Below are 17421 nucleotides of genomic sequence, written 5' to 3' on the forward strand. Positions count from 1 at the left end.
TAAATAATTCTTGATGGAAAAATTATTTGTAAATAAAATGGTAGTGATTAGCGGCGGTATGGGTGATATTGGGCGTGCTATGGCAATTGAATTTGCAAAACACGGGTCAAATATTGCGCTTTGTGACTTAAAGCCTGATCATGCTGCTACAGAATTTCTGGATTCTCTTAAACAATATAATGTTTCATGCACCTATGCCCAGGTGGACGTGACTGATGCTGCGTCAGTTAAAGAGTGGATAGATGCTGTAGAACTAAAACAGGGAATCCCGGAAATTATAATTGCAAATGCAGCAACGGTAACCCTCGCTTCTTTGTATGAAATCACTCCCGAGGAATGGAACAGGGAATTGCGGGTTAACCTTGATGGTGCATTTCATATAACACAGATCGGCACTGCAAAGTTGCTGCAACATAAACTACCTGGCAGGGTTGTATTTATAGGAAGTTGGGCCGGATATACGCCGCATCCTCATATCCCTGCCTATTGTGTTTCCAAAGCCGCAATGCGGATGTTATGTAAATGCATGGCACTTGAACTCGCTCCCCATAATATTCTCGTGAATGAACTTGCTCTCGGATATGTTGCGGCCGGTTTATCCGGAAACATATGGAAACAAGACTTGGAATTGGAAGAGAAAGCCCGATCCAGGGTACCTGTTCAAAAAGTTATGAGCGCTGAACAGGTGGCATTACAGGTAATTCAATTGTGTCATCCTGGAAATGAACACATGACCGGCAGCACAATTTTAATGGATGGCGGACTATCACTACTGTCTTAATAATATAAATACATGGTGCTACCTTCAATACAACATCCTTCTTTCTCAGGGCTTATTGGAATATCAAGTGCAGACATAACTCCGCCGGTGGAAATATATTCGAGGAACTGGGGTGCCTCAGAATATGATGTTGCAGAAGGTGTTCATAGTCCCCTTATACTTGTTTGCAATACTTTTCAATCTTCAAAAAATGATAAGCCTCTTGCTCTAATTTCTCTTGATTTGGGATTTTTTAAGGATTCAGAAGATGAATTATTTCTTCGCAGTGGCGTTTTACAAGCTCTGTCAATGTATCCGGCACAACTAATGATATGCTTCTCCCATACGCATGCCGGCCCGGGGCTAACAAGGTCGGACATAGCGAAACCTGGAGGTGATCTTATAACGCCATACTTAGAACAGGTACAGGAAAAAATTATCGTTGCAATTCAAAAAGCATTAGCAGAAGCGGTTCCTGCAACACTTAGCTGGCAATATGGCAAATGTAATCTTGCAAAGAACAGGGACCTGTTCGAAAAGGAAAAAAACCGGTTTGTTGTTGGTTTCAACCCTCGTAAAAACAGTGATGAAACACTGCTTGTAGGAAGGATCACAAACGATGAAAATATAATATTGGGAACGATAGTGAATTATGCCTGTCATCCGACAACACTTGCATGGGAAAACCGTTTGCTGTCTCCCGATTACGTGGGAGCCATGCGGCAAAAGGTCCAATCAGAAACGGACGCCCCTTGTTTGTTCCTGCAGGGAGCATCAGGAGAGTTAGCTCCAGCCGAGCAATATACGGGTGATGTAAAAGTTGCAGAGAAACATGGCCGTCAGATTGGCTATTCGGTATTAGCTGTACTGGAATCTATGATGGGTCACAACAAACAATTATGCTTTGAGAGGGTAGTAGAGTCTGGCGCACCATTGGCGGTGTGGAAGCAACGTGATTTTTCGCCTTCAAAAGCAATCTCAGGACAAATAACCTATATAACGATACCTCTTAAATCATTGCCATCACTTGCTGAAATAGATCAACAACTAAATGATTGCAGTGACCGTGTGTTGCAGGAAAGATTGTGGAGAAAACGAAATGTCAGAAAAAGTGTTGGCGACGGTGAAAACGCCTCTATGCCACTCTGGGTATGGCGGCTTGGCGATTCCCTATTATTCGGACAATCAAATGAGACTTATTCTGATTTTCAACAGCAGTTGCGCAAGGAATTTTATCCGGACGCTGTAGCTGTAATGAATGTTGTTAACGGGCACATTGGATACTTACCACCAGCTGACCTTTACGATAAGGATATTTACCAGGTATGGCAGTCACCCTTTAAAGAAGGGTCCCTCGAACTGTTAACCGAAATGGCTATTGATGCTGCAAAAAAAATCAGGAAATGAAATTAGACCTTACATTTTTGGACGCAGCGATCTTTTTGCTGTATATTATTTTAGTCTTTGTCGTGGGTATCTATACTTCACGAGGAGTAAAACGGACAAAGCGGGATTATTTCCTGGCAGGCGATAAACTTCCATGGTGGATGATCGGTGGAAGCATCATTGCAGCAAATATCAGCAGTCATCATCTTGTGGGTGCCATGGGTGTAGCATACAACAGGGGATTTGTTGCTATTGCCATGGAATGGGGTGCAATTCTCATTGGATTCAATGCCTTGTTATGGATTTTTCTTCCCTTTTATATCCGGAACGGATTTTATACAATGCCGGAATTTTTACAGAAGCGGTTCGGTGCAGGTGCAAGAATGACGTATTCGGTATTGGTGCTGTTAACCTACATACTTGTAGAGATAGGTGCTGTGCTTTATCTTGGCGCACTTTCACTTCATTCTTTATTGGGCATTCCAATTATCACAAGCGCTCTTGTTATTTCCGTTGCAACCGGGATATATACGATCGCAGGAGGATTAAAAGCCGTCATTTGGACAGAAATGATGCAGTTGGGAGTTTTAGTATTGGGAGGAATGGTATTGTCTATTGCAACCATCAATGCGGCAGGCGGTCTTCCGACTATAATTGAATCTTCAAAAAACTGGCACATCATACTTCCTGCAAATGATCCCGATTTTCCCTGGACAATGTACCTGGGTGGAACGTTATGCATAAGTGTTTTTTATTGTGCAACAAATCAGTTCATCGTGCAGAGAACACTTGCAGCAAAAAGCGAGTGGCATGCAAGGATAGGAATTATTTTTGGCGATTATCTCAAATTCCTCGTTCCCTTGATGATAACCATACCTGCGTTGGTGGCGCCAAAATTATTTCCGGTACTGGATAAACCCGATCTCTTATTTCCAACACTTGTAAAAAACCTTTTGCCTGCAGGATTGGTCGGACTCGTGATGGCGGGATTGATTGCCGCGGTCATGTCACATCTTTCCGGCGCTATTAATTCATGTACAACAATTCTGACAATGGATATTTATCTTCCCTATATAAACAAAAAAGCGACTGACTCACAATCAGTAAAGTTTGGCAGAATTTCCGGCGTGCTTATTATTGCTTTGAGTATCCTTTGTACTATTCTATTGATTGAACATTCCGACAAACCAGTGTTCTTATACTTGCTAAGCGCTTACGGTTTATTTACTCCCGGAATTGCTGCTATGTTCCTATTAGGAATATTATGGAAACGAACCACCCATGCTGGTGCATTAACAGCAGGCATTTTAACCATACCGCTATCATTTTTAATTGAATATTTATTTCCCAATATGCCGTTTATGAATCGCACCGGTATTGTATTCTGGAGCTGTATACTGATGTGTGCTGGTGTCAGCCTTTTGACAAAACCAAAATCGGCGAAAGAGCTTGTAGGTATGATTTGGAATAGGGCAAGTCTTCAATTATTACCTTCTGAAAGGATTCAGCAAAAAGGGATGAGAAATCCTTTCATATGGTGGGCGATTATCACTGGGATGGTACTATTCTTTTATGTAAGATATGCCTGAACAGATTCGAATTCATTTTCACTTCAACCGGAAGATCGCATGAAGCTGATATAGTTCTGTAATCGTAAACAATAAACTTAAATTAAAGAAGACCATACTCATCATCAGTAAGTGCAAACATGTGAAGCGAGGACTTGTTATTCGAAACAAGAATTTATCAGAGATCTTGTGTAGCCGATAAGGAGACTGGACTCTCTGTTTATGAGCGCCGGAAATGTCTGTGGTGTGTTTAAGTGTATAATGTCAAAGAAAGTGGACCGGTGGATGGTGATTATTAGGGAGGTTTTGTTTGTTTAAGTTAGGTGAGTAGTTTTTTTGTAAGCAAAAGGGCTCGGATTAATCATTGTTTCTCAAGAAGGTAAAATCGTCTTCTTTGTTTGACGGTTTGCTCTTAGTTTTTTCTCTTCGTTTCAGGTTCTGTTCGCGTTTTTCGAAATACACATTGGCGGGCGTGACGTTATCAAGCAATTCGTGATAACGCTGGTAGTTGTGATAATGCTTAAAGCTTTTCAATTCTTGATTTAGTTCTTCGGGACAATAGTAATGATCCAGTTGTATCACTTTTTTAACGAGCGGTGACAGCGTTCAATCCTCCCTTGGGTTTGAGGACGCATAAGCTTTCCATGCACGTGCTTTCCATCAACGGTTTTTAGGTATTGCTTTAACTCCGAGGCTACATAACAATCACCGCTATCCAAGAGTAGTTTGACATTTGGCAAGATGCAGATTAGCTTTCAACATCGTTCGTTCCACAGTGCGCAGCACATCTTCTGCTTTAATAGTTTTACAAAGCTCCCAGGGAACTGTAAAGCGGCTGTAATCGTCCAGGATGGTGGAGAGGTAATAACAACACTTGCCTAGGCATTGCACCAACAAAGAATTGATTCGGAGTTGATTGGTCCCCTCAACAAAGAACAGATCGGTCAGGCATTGACGGCACTTGCTTTTGATGCGCTCAATATTCTGCGCGAATTAGAAGGATGAATGCTGATTTAAAAACCCAAATCTTTCAAAAGAGTTTAAAATTATGCTTGCTTTCGTGCAACCGAATCCCGAATCACCAAGCTTCCTTTCACCACCACGGTTTTGTATTCTTTTGTTTCGCCGGCAATTTCATCCACCAACAACCTCACGGCTTCTTCCACCATTTCTTCGGTTGAATGTTCCCAGGTTGTTAGCGAAAACGACGGCCAGGCCGAGACATAAATGTTGTCGCAACCCGCAACGGAAACATCATTCGGAATGCGCAGGCCCATCTTGCGAATGCCTTCCATCGCACCAATAGCAATGATGTCGTTTGCACAAAAAATGCAATCAATCTTCTCTCGTCTCGACATCAGTTCCTGCGCCAGTTTAAAACCGCTTTCCGTAGCTGTACGCGCCTTCCTGCACCACCCATTTTTTGATGCCTCTTTCTTTCAGCACGTCTTCAAATCCACGCTTGCGGTTGATGTTTGTAGATGATTTGGTTTCACCCGAAATAAAGGCAAAGGATTGATGTCCCATGCCGGTGAGATAAGTTGCCATTTGCCGGCGGCTAAATAATCGTCTCCGTAAACCGCGTTGTGTTTAAGGTTGTCAACATAGCGGTTAAAAAGCACGACGGAAATATTGTGGCGTGAAAAGCGTTCCGCTTCGGTTGAACCCAACAGGGCATCGGTGATAATGACGCCTTCCACACTATAATGCAAAGTTGATTGATTTCTTTTTCCTGAATCAATTCATTCTCTGCATTTATTAGAATCAGGTGATATCCTTTCAACGCAGGTGATGGTAGAATTTTGAAAGTGCCGACGTGTAAAAGGGTTCTGAAAATTGCGAATAACAATGCCAATCAGTTTTGTCTTTTTCGTGCTTAAACTGTAAGCGCCGGTGAAGTTGACCACTGTTCGCCGGAATAAGTTGACCGGGTCTCGCCGCTCCAAATTGACCACCTCACGCCGGAGCAAATTGACCACGGAAAAGAAGAAGAAAAAGTTTCTGTGATTCGGAACCATTCGTGCTAAGTTTTCTAATAAAACTCGGCATGCATGGCAAACAATCCGGTTCGCATGAGCAAAATCAGACACATCCTGCAATTGCATCACCAAGGACGCAGCAAGCTCCAAATCGCTGCCCAAACAGCATCGCCCGCAACACGCTAAAGAAGTACTTAAAACAGTTTTACTGAGAGCAAACTAACCTTCCACGAGATCAGTGAGCTAAGTGACAAGGACCTCGAAGAACTGTTTGTAAAACCACAGGAGCAACCCATTAGCGAGAAGCTACAAACGCTGTTTTCTCTCTTTCCCTCCATTGACAAGGAACTGAAAAAGAAAGGCATGACCAGGCAGTTGCTCTGGGAGCAGTACAAAGCCGTTCATCCCGATGGTTTTGGTGTCTCACAGTTCAAGCATTACTACGCTCGGTGGAAGGCGCAGGTCAATCCGGTGATGCGCATGGAACACAAAGCCGGCGACAAACTACGTGGACTTTGCCGGCGACAAGCTCAGTGTTGTTGATCCGGTGAGCGGTGAGATAAAAGCCGTGGAAGTGTTTGTTGCTATTCTGGGTGCAAGTCAACTAACGTATGTGGAAGCGGTGGCCTCGCAAGGCAAAGAAGATTTTATCGCAGCGTGTGAGAACGCCATTCACTTTTGCGGCGGTGTGCCTCAAGCTATTGTACCGGATAATTTAAAATCAGCCGTCACAAAGAGCAGCAAGTATGAACCCACACTGAACGAGACCTTCCTTGACTTTGCCCAGCACTACAGCACAACCATTCTTCCGGCAAGGTCCTATCGTCCCAGAGACAAAGCCCTGGTGGAAAACGCCGTTAAAATCGTGTACTCACGCATCTATGCAAAGGTTCGGGCCCGTGTTTATCACAGCCTCGAACAGCTCAATGCCGCCATCAAAGTAGCGCTGGAAGAACACAACAATGCCCATCTAAAAGGCCGCAACTACAGCCGTCGGCAGCAGTTTGAAGAAGTGGAAAGGGCAGCCCTGATGCCATTGCCGCCACTTCGCTATGAACTGAAAAAATGCTTGTATGCCACGGTGGCCAAAAACGGTCATGTGGCCCTGAGTGCAGACAAACATTACTACAGTGTACCCTACCGCTTTATTGGCAAAAAAGTGAAGCTGCTCTTCTCCCGTCACTCCGTGGAGATCTACTACAACTACGAACGCATTGCCCTGCACACAAGGGCACGGCTTGCCTATCACTACACCACAGACAAAGAGCACCTGGCCTCCGCCCACCGCTTTGTCGCCGAATGGACACCCCAGAAGTTCATCTCGTGGGCAGAAGCCATCCACGAGGATGTGAAGCTGTATATTTTAAAAGTGCTTCAGCGCAAGCAACATCCCGAACAAGCCTACAAGTCCTGTGTGGGCATTTTAGTTTTGCAAAGAAGATCGAAAAAGAACGGTTGATCAAAGCCTGTCAGCGGGCCTTGGGCTACGGCGCCTATAACTACAAAACCATCCAAACTATTTTAGAAAAAGAGCTGGACAAAAAAGACCCGTCACCAGAAACAGAACAACTCTCCATGCCTTTGCACGACAACATCCGCGGCGAACATTACTATCAATAAATCACATCAAAAACAAACAAGAACATGAACGCAACCACACTGGAAAAAATGAAACAAATGAAGCTCTTTGGCATGCACAGGGCCTTTAAAACCGACCTTGAATCCGGAAGAGCCGATACGTACACAGCGGATGAGATCACCGCTCACTGATCGAAGCGGAATGGGATGAAAGACAAAACCGATCCATTGAACAAAAAATTAAAAATGCCCGCTTCCGCTACAAGGCATTGCTCGAAGACGTTTATTACCATCCCGAGCGAAACCTGGAAAAGAACCAGCTGCTGCGTTATGCACTGTAGCTTTATTGACAAAGCAGAAAGTATCCTCATCACCGGTCAACCGGTAGCGGCAAAAGCTACCTTGCGTCTGCGCTTGGCCATCACGGCTGCTCGATGGGCTATCGGGTGGTTTATTACAGCCTGCCCAAGCTACTCTCCAAATTAAAAATGAGCAAAGCCGATGGTTCTTACCTGAAAGAAGTCGCCAAAATCGAGCGGCAACATTTACTCATCCTTGATGACTTTGGACTGCAGCCTTTTGATAGCCCGAGCAGAGCAGTTCTCATGGAACTGATTGAAGATAGGCATGGTAAAGGATCGTTGATTATTACATCCCAACTCCCCGTAAGTAAATGGTATGAAGTCATTGGCGAGAAACCATTGCGGATGCCATCTTAGACCGCATCGTGCACTCTGCTCACCGCCTTGAACTCAAAGGCGAGTCACTCAGAAAGAAACGCAGCGTCGTAACAACAGAAGCAATGGCTTAAATTTGTAAGTAACGTACTCAATAAAATCAACGCAAATTATTTACGACCGAATCATACATGAACCGCTCTTCTTCGCCACAAAAATAGGTGGTCAACTTGCCACGGCCTGATGTGGTCACCTTCATCGGCGTGTACAGGCTACCGCAAGGATTGGACGTGGGTAGCAAAGATTGTCTTTGCCATCGAAAAGGCTGGCAAGCCTCTTCGTTCAGCTGAAATCATTGAGATACTAGAAAAGCGTGAATCACATCTACGAGAACATACTTCCAAACCGCAATACTTTTCAGCCTTTATTAATCTTGCTCTGAAGAACGAACGGATCAAGCGAGAAAAACGAAAAGGGGAAAGAGGATATTACTACTATCTATAGAAACAGACACTCTTTAAATTTGGGCATATAAGGGCAAATAATAGCAGTTAAAATTCTTCACTGGCAATGGAAGTCAGGTTATTAATTATAGGCGTGTTATTTCTGACAGATCAATTCGATTTAAATACGGCTCCAACAAAATAGGATGATCAAAGCAGCCCACTTTCCAAATTGTATCATCTTTTTTTCGTAAAGCTACTTCTGTATAAAAGGCATCAATTTGAAAAAGCAAAAACCGGTGATGGGATTCTTCCCTTCGCCGATAAGTACACCTCGGTTCTCAATCATTGTAACTTGATCATCAACAAATAGATTATCGAATTCTTCCAGGGTCATTATAAAAGTTGTACGTAATCGTATTTTAGTAGTCCACTTATAAACTAAATTCTATTGGCGGATTTACAAGCGCATACTTTTCGTTTACCACACTGGCGTTAATGAACAACGTTTCTAAGCTCTTTTCGGTTCCGTAGCTTTCATGTATATGTCCACAAATATGAACCTTAGGTTTGATTTGATCAATCTTCTTCCATAAGTCTTTGCAGCCTAAGTGTTCGCCGGATGCTGATTTGTCAAGAGTGCCATAAGCAGGACCATGCGTAATCAGAATATCCGTGTTAACAGGAATTACTTTCCAATGTTTATTAATTGCAGTACCGTTCTCTGTTAAACGCCCAATCCCAATAGCGCGGCGTGATTGGGGAGCCCCACAATTGAAAACCCGCCACAGTCATTTCACTATCGTTTAGATAAAAAACGTTTTTAGGAAGACGTTTTCGTATAAAGCTATCAGCAGATTCCTCAAGATAAAAATCATGATTGCCAGCAATAAAATTTTGTATTTATAATCCAGGCCACTAAACCATTTAATGAAATTCCACCTGATGGCCTGAATCTTCTGCAAGATGCGTATCGTCAATAAGGCTAATGTCTCCGGCATGAATAAGTACATCAGCCTCCGGCAATGTCTTCAACAATCTATGTTTTCCATGAGTATCAGCAATGGCAACAAACTTCATTAAACTGCATTTTGTATATCAAATAGAAACGCTACAGTAAATGCTTCATTCATCCGCCAAATAGGTCTCGTTGTAAATATCTCTTAGCTTCTTGCCATTATAGGTCCAATATGGACCAGGCGCGACATGGTAGCTGTTATTGAGGATTGTACGTGTCGCATTCGTTAAAGAGGTTTCAGTTCCACGAAAGATAACGCTGCGATCACTGGAAACTGATACTGATTCACCGTTTGCCACACAAACCAATTCACTGCCGATTGGAATATTCATTTCGCCGAAGGAAAAACGTGGCCGTTTTTTTTCGCATACGCTTCTCCTGCTTCCCTGTCTATTTCATCCACCTCTTCCTTTTCATTAGCTACTTTGGGTGTTACATCCTCGATCTCCATTAGTTTGATAATGGCAATGGCCTGCATAGGATCAATTTCAAAAAACTCCCGTTTGGGGTTTACTCTGTCAGGCCCAAAGGCAATATAATGCCTTCTCAACCTTTTCATAGTTGAGTACTTTAGCAGCATACACACATTCAAAGGGCAGTGGCACACCAGTAGTATATATCTGTGCCATACGAAGCTTTACATCTTCATGCGTCGTCATCCCAATTTTGATCATATTGGGAATGGCTGGATTGGTGAGGATGTACACAATGCCTTGGTTTGGCTCCATAAAGTTTATTTAGACTTCCGCAAAAAATTGAACGGCAAAATCACAAAAATCAATAATGACCTGTTTATCCAGCTCGAACTCTTTTCGGCTGCCTAGATAATTCCGGCAATCCGGAGTAATTTCTTTACCACGCTTAAGGTCTACAACCGACAAACATTTTATATGCCGTTTTGAAACTAGAATAATATAGGCATTGTCATACGGATAGTTGTCAGGAAGATCGTTCATTGAAAAACATCCGTTAGCCCGAAACTTGACCTCAACAAAAAATACCTCATTGGTCTTAGGTTGTTGTATCACAAAATCGGGCATTCGTCTGATTTGTGTGGCCACATCACTTCGAACGCCTTTCAACAGTTCCATAATCCCCGGAATTGTGTTTTCCATACCATATCGGAAGACGTTGTATTTTAAAGCAAGAAATAGCTCCTGAATCAAAGTTTCAGCAATACGTCCTTTAATCATTCCATAACGGAATTGCCATTCTCTGTCACTCATCCCAATATCATCTTCATCTACAAAAGCTTCATTAAATTCCTTTCCAGAAGGTTTCGATGAATAACAATTGAAACATTTTCCTTTTGGATACTTGGTGTAAGCGCCACAAATAATACAATCAGCCATAATCGTTTTTTTATAGGTTAGAATAAATACAGTGTGCTTTATGCAGCCAGCATCCTCTTTATCGTATCTGAATTGCCAGCTTAAACGCTTCATCATTTGTCATTAACCGGTACAGGTCCATTTCATTTTTGCGCTGCTTCCCCATCACTTCTTCAAATATTTTCTTGAAGGCTATTTCCCTGTTCTGTCCATCTGTGTTTTCTTCATATTTCGTTCTAAAGTCCGGATGGGCCCTCATGCTTTGAGCTATGTTCACAAACTTCACCGCTGTTCTTCTGGAGTTGCTTCCCAGCCCTGGAACCAACGTTCATTGAAGCTTTTTATAATTAGGTCCAACGGATCTTTCTTCTTCAGTACCGTGTGCCCCTCTTGGGTTAGGATTTTGCGGATCAAGTTCTGTTTCAGAAGCATCCAGTCCAATACTTGCATTCAACTTTACTCTTTCCAATCCATAGGTAGATAAATCAACGGAGTTCAACAATTCATCCAGGGCATCAATTGTCGGATCAGCAATTACCAGTTTCGGAATTAAAAATTTCAGGTACCAAAACAGTTGTTCCCATTTCACTATTTCAAATGGCATGATAGAAGCAATCTGCCCGTAGATCTTTACAAACTGCTTTGCCTTTATTTTGAAATCAATCTTTGCTTTATCATCTAATTCCAACTCGCCGTTAAACCGGTCTTCGCTTTTTGCAAAATCGGGCTTAGGTGACTATCAGCATCTAAGCCTTCAAAGTATTTTGTAGCAAAGTCAATCACTTCGCTCCATTCGTAAACACCTACCGCGTCCAAACTGCTTTTCAGTTCATGCAACACGTTTACATCGGTGGCCTTACTCAAAGTTGTGGACGTATAAAAATCATCGAAGGCGGTTTTTATATCATCGGTAGAATTAAAAAAGTCCAGTACAAATAAGTCTTCCGTTTTCTTTCCTAATTTATCAGCCGAACGGTTTAGTCTTGATAAAGCTTGCACCGCCAACACGCCTTGGAGTTTCTTGTCCACATACATAGCGGTGAGCTTAGGCTGGTCAAAACCCGTAAGGTATTTATTCGCCACTACTAAAACCCGGTACTCGTCCATATTAAAATAGCGGGCAATCCTGTCGCTGATATAACCGGGATCGGTGGGTTTGGTGATATCTAATTCAGGGGGAAAATTATTCAGGTCATCTTCGGTGTATTCAATGCCCTTTAGCTTTTTTCTTTCCTGAAAAGGCAATCGCAATCCGGAAGGGAGCACCTTTGCTTTCCAGCAACTTCTTCAAAGCAAAATAGTAGTTGATAGCCGACTCAATACTTTGCGTAATCACCATGGCCTTTGCCTTGCCTTTCAGTTTCTTTTTGTTGACAACATGCGTGATGAAATGATCCAGCATGATCTCGGCCTTGGTGGTAATGGTTTCGGGGTTACGCTCAACAAAGGCACGTAACTTCTTTTGCGCTTTGACTGAATCAAAAAGAGGATTGTCTTCAATTGACTTTTCAATCTCGTAATAACTTTTGTACGTGGTATAATTCGCCAGCACATCCAAAATAAAGCCTTCTCTTCAATGGCCTGTTTCATAGAATACAAATGGAAGGGCCGGAACTTTCCATCTTCGCCCTTAATTCCAAATTTTTCCAGCGTGGCGTTCTTTGGTGTGGCGGTGAACGCCAGGTACGAAGCGTTACCTCGCATCTTTCGGGCCCGCATGGCTTCTAATATTTTGTCCTGTGGTCGCCCTCTTCTTCTTCGCTTTCACCGCCACCCATGGCTTTGTTCATGTTATCGGCTGCCGAACCGCTTTGTGAACTATGGGCTTCGTCAATGATCACCGCAAAACGCTTGTCGCTTAAATCGGCAATGCCGTCAACAATGAAAGGAAACTTTTGAATGGTGGTGGTGATAATGCGCTTGCCACCTTCCAGGGCTTCTTTCAATTCTTTGGATGAATAGGCAGGTGCCACAATGTTTTTTACTTCGGAAAACTCTTTGATGTTTTCGCGGAGTTGTTTATCCAAAAGGCGCCTGTCTGTTACCACAATCACCGAATCAAACAGAGGATTGGAAATGCCTTTGCTACCTGGTATGTTGTCCGTTTGCGGATAAGTTTCTATCAATTGATAAGCCGCCCAGGTAATGGAATTTGATTTGCCGGAGCCTGCCGAATGTTGAATGAGATAGGTTTGCCCGACACCTTTTGTACTGGCATCGGTTATCAGCTTACGTACCACGTTCAATTGATGATAGCGGGGAAAATACAGGTTCTTCTTCGACAAGGAATCACCTTCTTTACCATCAAAACGGACAAAATGCTGAATAATATTAGTGAGGCTTTGCCTCGTTAGAATCTCTTCCCAGAGGTAAGCCGTCCGGTGTCCGAAAGGATTAGGAGGATTGCCTTTGCCATGTTTGTAGCCAAGATTAAAGGGCAGAAAGAAAGTCTCAGCGCCAGCCAGTTTGGTAGTCATGTACACTTCCTCAGTATCAACCGCAAAATGCACAATGCAGCGACCGAATTGTAACAGCGGCTGCGTGACATCCCTTTTAAACTTATATTGTGCCTGCCCGTGTACTTTGGCGTTCTGACCTGTCCAATGATTCTTTAACTCGGTGGTGATAATGGGCAGACCGTTCACGAAGATTACCATGTCAATTTCTTCACAGTGGCCGTAAGGGAGTAACGAACCTGCCGGGTAACACTGAACTCGTTGCTTTCAAAATGCCTTCTTAACGGCCTCGCTGCTCGATGCCAGGGGCAGTTGGTAAAGCAAAATGAAATGCGCATCATCCACTTCAAGCCCTTTGCGCAGCAGCCGCAGGACGCCGTGTTTTTTAATCATGCGGTCAAGCCGTTCCAGGATTTTCAGCTTCCAGTCATTTTGCTTCTGCAGTTTGGCTAATTCTTCGGCTTGCGTGGTTTCTAAAAAATGCCAGAACCGGATTTCATCTATAGCATATTTGGCATTGTAATCTTCTGCAAGCCCGATGTAATAACCATTGCCTGCACGGTAGGCCTCCTGCCCTCGTGCAGAAGATTCAATTGCCCTTTGTCTTTCAATTCTTCTAGGCAAGTGCCAGTGAGACGTTTTTCTATGGAGGCTTCAAGGGCTTGTTCGTTAGTTTGGCTGGGCATAATGAGTAAAAGTCGTCAGAATTTGAATCAAATAAAAATAGACTAAAAATCAATCTGTTACGAGTCCTTTCGGGTTCTCAGTCAAATAAGATTTCTTCTTATCATAAAGGAATTTCCCTCTATTTTCCGGATTCCAATTAACTAACAAGTCATTGATTTTCAAGGTTGCTATTTCGACTGCCGGTTTCCAGTTAACTAAAATCTCTCGTTGAGCAACCTTTTATTGCAAGCCGGTACTTGTGAAGGTTCCGTTTGCGAACTAGGCTTCCGGATTCCAGTTAACTAACAATATTATGATTTTCAGTTACTTACGCTTAATTTCCAGATTCTGATTAACTAAGAACCCAGGTTCTTTTTAAGCCCAGTAAGGCACATAAACTGAAAATTTGTCGGACGAACCATCCGGGTCTTTTAGTTTGATTTTCCCACTCTCCACCGTCTCCCTGATCAGCTTCGATACTTGCGGCCGTTGCTTCTCATTCATCCGAAAGCGGCCTCTTAAACTTGTATTGGTCATGCCTCGCTGGAATAATATTTAATGATGCAATGCTGGTACACGGCGTCAAGCCTTTCCTGTTGGGTCATCTCGGCAAATGTTTTGGGTGCCGACAAAATCACCTTAAAAGAATTCTCCGTTTCCTCAAACTTCAACGGCGGTAAACCAAACAATTCAATAGCGATTACTGCTTTTTCAAAGCCGAACCTCTTTCTTCGCAAATATTGTATCGTCGGAAAGCCTGTGCTAATATTTCATTTCTTGATTCCGGCGTGGTTCTGATCAACCGGTCAATCTTCTTGCTCGGTAATAACCGGCCGGGGTTGGAAATTTCAATCCGGTCGTCAAAATTTCTATCATTGGCCCGCTGCCTCTTAACGAAAAATCCTGGTGGATCAGTGCATTGGCGATTAACTCCCGCAAGGCAATTTCAGGATAAACCGCTGTTTCTTCCCGCAAAGCATGTTTTATAATTTCGCTGCCAGGCAACAGGCTTTTAATGAACTGTATCAGGCCTTCAAAGCCTATGGCATATCCTTTACTTCCGGGATACTCTTTGCTGCCTCCGACTTGTTCTTGCCTTCGTACTTTATCACCCTGATACTTTTGCGGCTAAGGGTATCAAAATCACTTAAGTTTTGTGCAGCGGCCAGGGCGCCGAAGTTGGTAATGTAATACCCGTTGCCATCCACGCCGTTGATCATTTTTTCCTGTTCCAGCCAATACATGATTTCATCGGCATTGGAAGGCACGGGTTTTTTCAGCAGCCGGTAAATGCCAGCATAATCCAACAAGGTCATTACCTCAATACCGTTTTTAAGTTTCGAAGCATGTAGCTCTTCAAACACCGGTGTTTTGCTATTGAGCATCAAGCCACCTATTTCGGGGCGGGACGCCTTGCGGGTAGTGCCACCGCTTCGGATGTAACTGTCTTCAATGGTTTTAGAAGCCAGGTGCACTGGTTTGACTGCGCTTTCGCGGATGTGAATGAATAAAAGAGAAACTCCCTCGTACTCTTCGATTAAATGATCAATGCTTACCAGCGGCGAAACGTTGTTGCGGCAAAGATTAGCCAGAGTAGCCAAATGGTATCGGCCTCCGGTTTGCCAATACCTTTTGGCTGGGCCGTTTTATCTTCTACACCAAACACCAGGTAGCCGCCACCCGGATAGTTTGCAAAAGCGCAGATATGGCGGCATAGCTTATCATTCTGCGGCGAAAGGGTTTCCTTCCAGTCTAGCTCATTCAACTCTTGCGGCACTTTGCCGAGGCTATGCGTTAGATACTCTTTTGCTTTTTTGATCCAGGCTTTCATCTGTATTAATATTTGCTTCTAAGCCTTAATCATTTGTTCTCTCAAGTAAATGGAATTGGCTCTTATAATCTTTAAATTTATTGATCATCAGTTTTGTATGATGCTGAATTTGTTCTTTTCCCCACCTTGGCTCATTCATCATTAACCGTTGCTTTAGGCTATCGGGCTTTACTCTGATATAGTGGTCCTTTTTTGCTTCTGGCATATACCTTCCCAAAGTTGAGTTCTTGCTTCTGCTTATTAAACATAAATTGCCAAACTCATCTAATACATCCTGCTCAAGCTTATCATCGCTTGAGATAGGATTCTGCGGATAGTAGTGCTCAACAGAACTTCTGAATGTAAATTCAAATTCGGAAAATCCATCTGCCCTTTCAAGCCATAAAATGTAGTCCAAATAGTTAAAAACAAAGTTCTCAACACTTGTACCGGTGTTTAAAAAATCCCAAGAAAAGTTCTGTGCTTTCTGCTTGTTTACAGACGCCGCTTGATTCTCAAAAATGATGTTATAAAAATCGACTTCATTATCTTCAAGGGCTAAGTAGCGTCATACAAATAAGCCTGAGCCAAGTGTTCCAGGTAATTTATATAACCAAGTGCTTCCATGTTGCCATAGTTCTGGAAGCAATAATTCAAAGCCGCGTTCAACCAATGTTTGTAAATAAGGGTCGGAGCAGAAACATGAAACATAGACAGAAGCATCAATATTCGCCTATTCGCATCTTCATTGGCAAACGAGTTCACATAGCTTACCGTTTTGCTTTCATACCATTTTAAAGATTTAATGCTCCAGCCATCCTTCTCCTTGGTAAACTCCCTCTTGATGATGAATTGATCAAACAAATGTTTTCCTCTTAATAAATTAAATGCAAACTCCTTGACGAATCTCACCTTTTCCTGTTTAGAGGTTTCAGGCTTCAAAAATTCATCGAAGGCTTCCACTAAACGTTTGTCATCAAGGCCTATATTTTCTTTGCTTTGAATTCGTAGTATGTGTAGCAAGAAGTTTGGAAAGTTGATAACAGAGTTAAAACGTTCCGGAGCATCTTCTTTGTGGTCCGTATTGATTTCAAAGTTGCCATTATGTGCTACTATCTCAGACAACTTCATCTTTCGTTCGTCCCCAACACGTCTTTGTAATGGATGTTATTTGCGACATCATCAAAACTATTGGCCGCAAGCCGGTTCCAGTTTCCTTGAGTAAACAGTTTATTCCTTTCAGGAGGGTCAAATCCATATTGCACGTACCGTTCCATATCGGCACATGCCTCCCAAATCAAATTGAAGGCGTAGGACGCTTTCTCATCGCCACTCAACACCTCCATCAGTTTTGCTTTTAGTATCTCGTGCTTTTCTAATTGCTCACCACGGGTATTCATTATCTCGAAGTAGTGATTCAAATTCGTGTCGTGAGGTACCGACACACGTAGAATGTGTACTCTTTGCGAGAAGTATTGGTAAAACTCTTCCGGAGATTTGTTCTTAAATAGCAGCTTTAACTGCTTGTGTGCTACTTCGTAGGCATCGGCAATTTTCGCATTGTAGTCTTCGCCGCTGTCAAAGGAAGCAGGATGCTCAGTATGTGAAATCAATGCCAGCGTATCAGTAGATTTTTTTCGGGAATCGAACTTCAATTAAGACGATAATCTATCTTAACATGAATGGCTCCAGAAAACTCACGATGTAATACACCATAAATAATATTTAATGTGGTTAGTCGCTGTTGCC

At 42.9% G+C, this 17421-nt stretch carries 27 protein-coding genes and 1 pseudogene; 9 read left to right on the forward strand and 19 right to left on the reverse strand.

Annotated features, from left to right (window positions below; genetic code table 11):
- Positions 1 to 13 precede the first annotated feature (13 nt).
- The 3 genes from FSB75_RS21620 to FSB75_RS21630 are packed head-to-tail and all read left to right on the forward strand — an operon-like array spanning position 14 to position 3735.
- On the forward strand, positions 14 to 781 hold the full coding sequence (locus FSB75_RS21620; RefSeq protein WP_146781204.1) for an SDR family NAD(P)-dependent oxidoreductase: 768 nt from the start codon (positions 14 to 16) through the stop codon (positions 779 to 781).
- Positions 782 to 793: 12 nt separating this feature from the next.
- Positions 794 to 2167: a neutral/alkaline non-lysosomal ceramidase N-terminal domain-containing protein gene (locus FSB75_RS21625; protein WP_146781206.1), complete on the forward strand. Its 1374-nt coding sequence runs from the start codon at positions 794 to 796 to the stop codon at positions 2165 to 2167.
- Positions 2164 to 3735 carry an SLC5 family protein gene (locus tag FSB75_RS21630; RefSeq protein ID WP_146781207.1) on the forward strand — a complete coding sequence of 524 codons (1572 nt, stop codon included), beginning with the start codon at positions 2164 to 2166 and terminating at the stop codon, positions 3733 to 3735. The genes FSB75_RS21625 and FSB75_RS21630 overlap by 4 nt, the downstream gene beginning before the upstream one ends.
- Before the next feature lie 1025 nt (positions 3736 to 4760).
- Here FSB75_RS21630 and FSB75_RS21640 read toward each other — a convergent pair.
- Both FSB75_RS21640 and FSB75_RS21925 read right to left on the reverse strand, forming a co-directional pair.
- Entirely contained in the window at positions 4761 to 5072 is a 312-nt protein-coding gene (locus tag FSB75_RS21640; RefSeq protein WP_146791692.1) for a substrate-binding domain-containing protein, read from the reverse strand.
- Positions 5073 to 5088: 16 nt separating this feature from the next.
- Positions 5089 to 5262, reverse strand: a complete 174-nt coding sequence (locus FSB75_RS21925) for a hypothetical protein (protein ID WP_172623254.1) — start codon at positions 5260 to 5262, stop codon at positions 5089 to 5091.
- 794 nt (positions 5263 to 6056) lie between these two features.
- Between FSB75_RS21925 and FSB75_RS22120 the strand changes: the two genes are divergently transcribed.
- The 6 genes and pseudogenes from FSB75_RS22120 (at position 6057) to FSB75_RS22435 (ending at position 8082) form a co-directional block, all read left to right on the forward strand.
- The gene (locus FSB75_RS22120; protein ID WP_227990695.1) at positions 6057 to 6236 is read left to right on the forward strand and encodes a hypothetical protein; all 180 of its coding nucleotides are present in this window, start codon (positions 6057 to 6059) and stop codon (positions 6234 to 6236) included.
- Complete coding sequence (istA, locus tag FSB75_RS22125; RefSeq protein WP_227990696.1) at positions 6202 to 7152, forward strand: IS21 family transposase; 951 nt, start codon at positions 6202 to 6204, stop codon at positions 7150 to 7152. The genes FSB75_RS22120 and istA overlap by 35 nt, the downstream gene beginning before the upstream one ends.
- Complete coding sequence (locus tag FSB75_RS22130; protein WP_227990697.1) at positions 7149 to 7313, forward strand: hypothetical protein; 165 nt, start codon at positions 7149 to 7151, stop codon at positions 7311 to 7313. The genes istA and FSB75_RS22130 overlap by 4 nt, the downstream gene beginning before the upstream one ends.
- 24 nt (positions 7314 to 7337) lie before the next feature.
- Positions 7338 to 7463 (forward strand): hypothetical protein, encoded by a 126-nt coding sequence (locus FSB75_RS22280; RefSeq protein WP_262711941.1) that lies wholly within the window; start codon positions 7338 to 7340, stop codon positions 7461 to 7463.
- A 15-nt stretch (positions 7464 to 7478) separates the two neighbouring features.
- Positions 7479 to 7757 carry a hypothetical protein gene (locus tag FSB75_RS22135; RefSeq protein WP_227990969.1) on the forward strand — a complete coding sequence of 93 codons (279 nt, stop codon included), beginning with the start codon at positions 7479 to 7481 and terminating at the stop codon, positions 7755 to 7757.
- Positions 7706 to 8082, forward strand: a pseudogene (locus FSB75_RS22435) (ATP-binding protein). Before FSB75_RS22135 ends, FSB75_RS22435 begins: the two are co-directional and overlap by 52 nt.
- 1236 nt (positions 8083 to 9318) lie before the next feature.
- Here the strand turns inward: FSB75_RS22435 and FSB75_RS22145 are convergent.
- The 17 genes from FSB75_RS22145 to FSB75_RS21705 all read right to left on the reverse strand — a co-directional run bounded on the left by FSB75_RS22145 (position 9319) and on the right by FSB75_RS21705 (position 17327).
- Complete coding sequence (locus FSB75_RS22145) at positions 9319 to 9471, reverse strand: metallophosphoesterase family protein (protein ID WP_227990698.1); 153 nt, start codon at positions 9469 to 9471, stop codon at positions 9319 to 9321.
- A gap of 266 nt (positions 9472 to 9737) precedes the next feature.
- A complete protein-coding gene (locus FSB75_RS22150) occupies positions 9738 to 9968 on the reverse strand; it encodes a hypothetical protein (protein WP_227990699.1) in 231 nt (76 codons plus the stop codon).
- Positions 9928 to 10137, reverse strand: coding sequence for a GIY-YIG nuclease family protein (locus FSB75_RS22440; RefSeq protein ID WP_227990700.1), 210 nt, complete (start codon positions 10135 to 10137; stop codon positions 9928 to 9930). Before FSB75_RS22440 ends, FSB75_RS22150 begins: the two co-directional genes overlap by 41 nt.
- Before the next feature lie 9 nt (positions 10138 to 10146).
- The gene (locus tag FSB75_RS21665; protein ID WP_227990701.1) at positions 10147 to 10857 is read right to left on the reverse strand and encodes a hypothetical protein; all 711 of its coding nucleotides are present in this window, start codon (positions 10855 to 10857) and stop codon (positions 10147 to 10149) included.
- A gap of 211 nt (positions 10858 to 11068) precedes the next feature.
- Complete coding sequence (locus FSB75_RS22160) at positions 11069 to 11344, reverse strand: hypothetical protein (RefSeq protein WP_227990707.1); 276 nt, start codon at positions 11342 to 11344, stop codon at positions 11069 to 11071.
- Between the two features lie 74 nt (positions 11345 to 11418).
- Positions 11419 to 11991: a type I restriction enzyme subunit R domain-containing protein gene (locus FSB75_RS22165; RefSeq protein ID WP_227990708.1), complete on the reverse strand. Its 573-nt coding sequence runs from the start codon at positions 11989 to 11991 to the stop codon at positions 11419 to 11421.
- Entirely contained in the window at positions 11948 to 12298 is a 351-nt protein-coding gene (locus FSB75_RS22170; RefSeq protein WP_227990710.1) for a hypothetical protein, read from the reverse strand. Before FSB75_RS22170 ends, FSB75_RS22165 begins: the two co-directional genes overlap by 44 nt.
- A gap of 166 nt (positions 12299 to 12464) precedes the next feature.
- The gene (locus tag FSB75_RS22175) at positions 12465 to 13397 is read right to left on the reverse strand and encodes a DEAD/DEAH box helicase family protein (protein ID WP_227990711.1); all 933 of its coding nucleotides are present in this window, start codon (positions 13395 to 13397) and stop codon (positions 12465 to 12467) included.
- 66 nt (positions 13398 to 13463) lie between these two features.
- Positions 13464 to 13820, reverse strand: coding sequence for a hypothetical protein (locus tag FSB75_RS22180; RefSeq protein ID WP_227990712.1), 357 nt, complete (start codon positions 13818 to 13820; stop codon positions 13464 to 13466).
- A gap of 417 nt (positions 13821 to 14237) precedes the next feature.
- Complete coding sequence (locus FSB75_RS21930) at positions 14238 to 14399, reverse strand: hypothetical protein (RefSeq protein WP_172623255.1); 162 nt, start codon at positions 14397 to 14399, stop codon at positions 14238 to 14240.
- The gene (locus FSB75_RS21675; protein WP_146791694.1) at positions 14396 to 14599 is read right to left on the reverse strand and encodes a hypothetical protein; all 204 of its coding nucleotides are present in this window, start codon (positions 14597 to 14599) and stop codon (positions 14396 to 14398) included. The genes FSB75_RS21930 and FSB75_RS21675 overlap by 4 nt, the downstream gene beginning before the upstream one ends.
- Positions 14563 to 14715 (reverse strand): ATP-binding protein, encoded by a 153-nt coding sequence (locus tag FSB75_RS22445; RefSeq protein ID WP_146792066.1) that lies wholly within the window; start codon positions 14713 to 14715, stop codon positions 14563 to 14565. Before FSB75_RS22445 ends, FSB75_RS21675 begins: the two co-directional genes overlap by 37 nt.
- A gap of 187 nt (positions 14716 to 14902) precedes the next feature.
- Complete coding sequence (locus FSB75_RS21685; protein WP_146791696.1) at positions 14903 to 15463, reverse strand: putative DNA binding domain-containing protein; 561 nt, start codon at positions 15461 to 15463, stop codon at positions 14903 to 14905.
- A complete protein-coding gene (locus tag FSB75_RS21690) occupies positions 15415 to 15693 on the reverse strand; it encodes an ATP-binding protein (RefSeq protein WP_146791698.1) in 279 nt (92 codons plus the stop codon). Before FSB75_RS21690 ends, FSB75_RS21685 begins: the two co-directional genes overlap by 49 nt.
- A 25-nt stretch (positions 15694 to 15718) precedes the next feature.
- On the reverse strand, positions 15719 to 16198 hold the full coding sequence (locus FSB75_RS21695; protein ID WP_146791700.1) for a GmrSD restriction endonuclease domain-containing protein: 480 nt from the start codon (positions 16196 to 16198) through the stop codon (positions 15719 to 15721).
- 32 nt (positions 16199 to 16230) lie between these two features.
- Positions 16231 to 16803 (reverse strand): hypothetical protein, encoded by a 573-nt coding sequence (locus tag FSB75_RS21700; RefSeq protein ID WP_146791702.1) that lies wholly within the window; start codon positions 16801 to 16803, stop codon positions 16231 to 16233.
- Positions 16800 to 17327 carry a DUF262 domain-containing protein gene (locus FSB75_RS21705; RefSeq protein WP_146791704.1) on the reverse strand — a complete coding sequence of 176 codons (528 nt, stop codon included), beginning with the start codon at positions 17325 to 17327 and terminating at the stop codon, positions 16800 to 16802. The genes FSB75_RS21700 and FSB75_RS21705 overlap by 4 nt, the downstream gene beginning before the upstream one ends.
- Positions 17328 to 17421 lie beyond the last annotated feature (94 nt).

The sequence above is a fragment of the Flavisolibacter ginsenosidimutans genome (genome assembly GCF_007970805.1).
In the GTDB taxonomy this organism is placed as follows: Bacteria; Bacteroidota; Bacteroidia; order Chitinophagales; family Chitinophagaceae; genus Flavisolibacter; species Flavisolibacter ginsenosidimutans.